Genomic DNA, 4393 nt, shown 5'->3' on the forward strand with positions numbered 1-4393 from the left:
CGCTGCTGCTGGACTACGCGCGGCGCAACGCCGGGCAACTGGTGACGTGTGGCAAGGATGCGGCCCACCAGCATTTTGTCGGCATGCCGTGTGCCGCCTGCGCTCGCGTCGAACTGCTGGCCGGCAGCGCACGCGCGGCACAGACTCGGTCGCGACAGAAGCCGGCCAAGGCCCGCAAGCAGCGCGCACGCACTGCCGCACGCGGTAACCAGGCGCAGCCGTTGGCTGCACAGGCGTCGGCGGCAAGCGGCGTTCCCGGGGTGATGTCGCGGGTGACGATGGCGGTGATCGGCACGTTGTTGCTGGGCTGGGTGATGGGCTGGGGCATGCCGGCCTACCGCCGCTACAGCGCGTTGGTGGACCCGGGCATCTGGGATGGCGTGGGGCTGGCCGTGCAGATGGCCATGCTGGCGATCGGGATCCTGCTGTTCATCCTGTTCGTGCCGATGCTGATCATGAGCAAGCGCCCATGAAGCTGCTGGGTGTACTGGCCGTGCTGCTGCTGGCCCTGCTCGGGATGGCGCCGTTCTGGGGTGACCTCGGCGTGCTGGTCTACGGCTCGATCGGCTGGCTCGGACGACTGCTGTCGAGCGGCGCGTTGAGCGACGGCAGGGCGGCACTGCGTGCTGCGTTGCTGATCGGCGGTGCGGTGTCGGTGCTGTCGTTCCTGCGCGTAGCGGTGCAGGACCGGGCCGTGGACTATCTGATCGCGTCGGTGATGTTCGGCTTCCTCTCGTTCGTCATCTTTGTTGTCACCGGCATTTCCGGTGATGGGGCTGCGGGCGCGGGGAGCATGCAAGGAGCGCGCTCGGTCATGGTCGGCGAGGATCGCACGACGGTTCCGCGCTGGTATTCGCGCGGTCATTTCGAACGGGAAATGCTCAACAAGGTGCACGAAACCGCGCGTGCCGCTGCGCGCGGCGATCTGCAGCGGACGCAGGCGCTGATGCAGGAGCTGGATCTGTGGGCGCGCAATGGCCCAGCGCTGCGCGAAGACCGCACGGAGTACGAGCGCCTGCGCGCGGCGTACAACGAGACCATCGAGACCCTTGCTGCCCGCTCCGGCCGTCGCACGCAAAGGACGGGAGGTCTGGCCAGCGACGCGGGCGCGATAGTGGATCGGCTTACCGCCGAGGAAGCGCGCGAGCTGGAACTGAAGCAGATCGAGCTGCTGCAGCAGATGTGGAAACTCTCGCCGTCGAGCACGACGGTAGCGATGCGCCTGCTGGCGACGGATCTGCAGGAGCTGGCGATACGCTCACGGTGGTCGCCGCGCAAGCCATTCGACCGAGAGGGCGACGCGGCACTGGAAGAGCGCCTGTGGCGCGTCCACGGCACGCAGGAGGTGTTGTTCGCCTATGCACCGCTGGAGGAGCGCCTGTGGAATGCCTACGCGTCGACGATGGTCGACACGGACGAAGAGCTCGCGCTGGGTGCGCTGGTGATCGCCGGGCTGATCGACCGCAGCGACAAGACCGCCTCGGCTGATCCTGCCCGGTTCGACGTGAATACACTGCTGCTTGGCAGCGACGTGTTCATGCTCTCGACGCTGCTGGCCAGCGCCTCCGAAGACCGCATGGAGATCCTGAAAGCGCGCGCGACGCTGCTGCTGGGCGATGACGACCGACAGGCGGCGGCAAGCAAGGGTGAGACGCCGGACGCCACCGGCACCACTGCAGACCCGGCGGGTCCGGTGGTCTCGGAGCCTTCACCACCGGCAACCTCGAAAGCGGACGTCGCCAGGCAGGCGCAACGCGCGATGCCGCCAGCGGGGATGCTGGTCGATCGCAAGGGCCTGGCGCTGCGTACGTCGCCACTGCTGCCACCGCCGTCGCCACCGGCCGAGTATGGACAGGTGCTGGTCGACCTGCCCGCTGCCGGGTTCAAGGACCTGCGCCACGGCATCCCGCTGCGCGCGCCTGTGGAGGCCGACAGCACGGTCATCCTGCAGGTGGATGTCTGGCAGAGCGGCGTGGTTACCTCGGTGCTGATTGAAAGCAGCAGTGGCAACGCCGTGCTGGATGAGGCCGCGCGGCAGGGCGCGCGCACTTGGCACAGCGCGTCGAAGGTGCTCACGGGCGGTGAGCGCAGGCAGGTGACGGTGGTGTTCAAAGCGCCTGTCGCTGCCGCACCACCGCCGATGACCGTGGACCCACCATCGCCGATCGCCGTGAGCCCGCCGCCTCCCCAGCTGAATCCCGAACAGGCGCTGGGCGCGCAGTTGGCGGCGATGGCGCGCCGGCAGCCGCCGCGTTATCCGCGTGGTGACGGGGAGACGGTGCTCGAAGGCAGCGTTGAGCTGTCGATCACCCTGTCAGCCGAGGGGCGCGTGCTCGATGTGACCGTGGACCGCAGCAGCGGGCATCCTGCGCTGGATCGCGCCGCGCGTGAGGCTGCGCTGAAATGGCACGTCACTCCCACACGGCCGGTGACCACGGTCAAGCAGATCATCCTGCGTGTGCCGGTACGGTTCCAGGGCGGATAGCGGGGGCATGGCACGGGTCGGTGGCAGTGGTCGCTTCATCGACTGGCTTCGTTCGCAGGTCCCTTCAGTTCCACCGTGTTGCCGTCCGGATCCTTGAAGTACAACGACAAGCCATCGCCCTCGGCGCCGAAGTTGACCTCGGCCGGCCCCAGTACCGGCACGCCGTGGGCAGCAAGGTGGGCGACCAGCGCGGTTTCGTCGAAGGGCTCGACGCGCAGGCACAGGTGGTCGACGTTGCGGCCTTCGCTGCCCGGCCCGCTACCGCCGTGGCGACCGAGCGTGCCGTCCAGGCTGATCAGATCGATCATCGACGTACCCGCACGCAGGTGCACCAGGCCCAGGTGTTCGCGCCGCCGCACCACAGCGCACCCCAGCACCTGGCCATAGAAGGCTTCGCTGCGGGCCAGCTCGCGCACCCGCAGCACCACGTGGTCGATGCGTTCAACGCTGAAGGGTCTGTCCATGCCGGGTTCCTCGAAGAAAGGGCGTTCAAACCTTGCTGAACATGTTCAGTCGACTTTGCCGAACGAGGGGCCTCGTCGTCGCCATGGTCGATGCTACGCTGCCTTCCCCGCGCGTTCTGCCCGCCACAATGGCGCGGTGCGACAACGTGTCGCAGCCAGATCCGGGCCTTTCCTGCGCCTGATCATTGTCAATGCCTTTCTTAAATGGTGGGTGACGGCCTAAAATTGAAAGGCTGACTCGACCCCACCTTACCTGCCTGTCTTCTGGACGGGTGGGCCCGGCTTTGGCCGGTGCGGGCAGGACGGGGAACGGCATTCCCTCGCAATTGGATCGACCGATGATTCCGTTGAAAACCCTTGGGCGCTGGTTGCGCCCGGGCTTGCTGCTCGCATTGCTGGTGATGCTCACCGGCTGCGATGCCGTGGCCATCCTCAGTCCGAAGGGCCAGATCGGCCAGGATGAAAAGACACTGCTGATCACGGCCACCGTGCTCATGCTGCTGGTCGTCATCCCGGTCATCATCATGACCCTGACCTTCGCGTGGAAGTATCGCGCCTCCAACACCAAGGCCCGTTACGAGCCGAAGTGGTCCCACTCGACGGCGATCGAGGTGGTGGTGTGGTCGATCCCCTGCATGATCGTGCTGGTCCTGGCGGTGCTGACCTGGCGGTCCTCGCACGCGCTGGACCCGTACAAGCCCCTGGAATCGGACGTCAAGCCGGTCACCATCCAGGCGATCTCGCTGGACTGGAAGTGGCTGTTCATCTATCCGGAAGAGAAGATCGCGGTCGTCAACGAGATCAAGTTCCCGGTCAACACCCCGCTGAACTTCGAGATCACCTCCGATACGGTGATGAATGCGTTCTTCATCCCGCACCTGGGCAGCATGATCTATTCGATGGCGGCGATGGAGACCAAGCTCCACCTGATCGCCAACGAGACCGGTGAATTCCCGGGCATGTCCTCGCACTACAGCGGTGCAGGCTTCGCCAAGATGCATTTCACGGCCTACTCGGTCACCGATGCGCAGTACCGCCAGTGGCTGGACCAGGTCCGTGCTGGCGAGCAGACCCTGGACAAGACCTCGTTCAAGGCGCTGGGCGAAGCGAAGAATTCCGAGTGGTACCCGGTCACCTACTTCGGCAAGGTTGAAGAAAGCCTGTTCGATTGGGTCATCGCCAAGCACATGGGCGACAACAAGCACTACGGCATGAAGCATTCCCACGCCGGTGCCGCTGCTGCCGACGCTGCCAGCCATGAAGCGCACGAGGGCCATGCCCCGAGCGAGGCCCACGATTCCAAGGAATCCGGTGAGAACCTGGATGCCACCGAACACGAACACGCAGGCCATGCCGGCCACGCGGGTTCGGGAGAATGAACATGTTGGGAAAACTCTCTCTTGAGTCGATCCCCCACGATCCGATCGTGCTGACCACCCTGGTC

At 65.8% G+C, this 4393-nt stretch carries 4 protein-coding genes; 3 read left to right on the top strand and 1 reads right to left on the bottom strand.

Annotated features, from left to right (window positions below; translation table 11 throughout):
* Together DBR20_RS00935 and DBR20_RS00940 are read left to right on the top strand one after the other, a co-directional pair.
* A partial coding sequence (locus tag DBR20_RS00935; RefSeq protein WP_181392985.1) for a hypothetical protein occupies positions 1 to 473 on the top strand: 473 nt, incomplete at its 5' end.
* A complete protein-coding gene (locus tag DBR20_RS00940) occupies positions 470 to 2485 on the top strand; it encodes a TonB family protein (RefSeq protein WP_108264869.1) in 2016 nt (671 codons plus the stop codon). The genes DBR20_RS00935 and DBR20_RS00940, both read left to right, overlap by 4 nt.
* Before the next feature lie 35 nt (positions 2486 to 2520).
* On the opposite strand, the gene DBR20_RS00945 is transcribed toward DBR20_RS00940, so the two are convergent.
* Entirely contained in the window at positions 2521 to 2949 is a 429-nt protein-coding gene (locus DBR20_RS00945; protein ID WP_108264870.1) for a VOC family protein, read from the bottom strand.
* A gap of 338 nt (positions 2950 to 3287) precedes the next feature.
* Here DBR20_RS00945 and cyoA point away from each other — a divergent pair, with 338 nt between their 5' ends.
* Complete coding sequence (cyoA, locus tag DBR20_RS00950) at positions 3288 to 4328, top strand: ubiquinol oxidase subunit II (protein WP_108264871.1); 1041 nt, start codon at positions 3288 to 3290, stop codon at positions 4326 to 4328.
* Positions 4329 to 4393: the final 65 nt, after the last annotated feature.

Source organism: Stenotrophomonas sp. HMWF023 (assembly GCF_003060985.1).
Lineage (GTDB): Bacteria > Pseudomonadota > Gammaproteobacteria > Xanthomonadales > Xanthomonadaceae > Stenotrophomonas > Stenotrophomonas lactitubi.

What these genes read in the sequence shown, in the direction of transcription:
- DBR20_RS00945 (WP_108264870.1), bottom strand. Translation starts at nt 2,949, where the DNA reads ATGGACAGACCCTTCAGCGTTGAACGCATCGACCACGTGGTGCTGCGG.
- cyoA (WP_108264871.1), top strand. Translation starts at nt 3,288, where the DNA reads ATGATTCCGTTGAAAACCCTTGGGCGCTGGTTGCGCCCGGGCTTGCTG.
- DBR20_RS00940 (WP_108264869.1), top strand. Translation starts at nt 470, where the DNA reads ATGAAGCTGCTGGGTGTACTGGCCGTGCTGCTGCTGGCCCTGCTCGGG.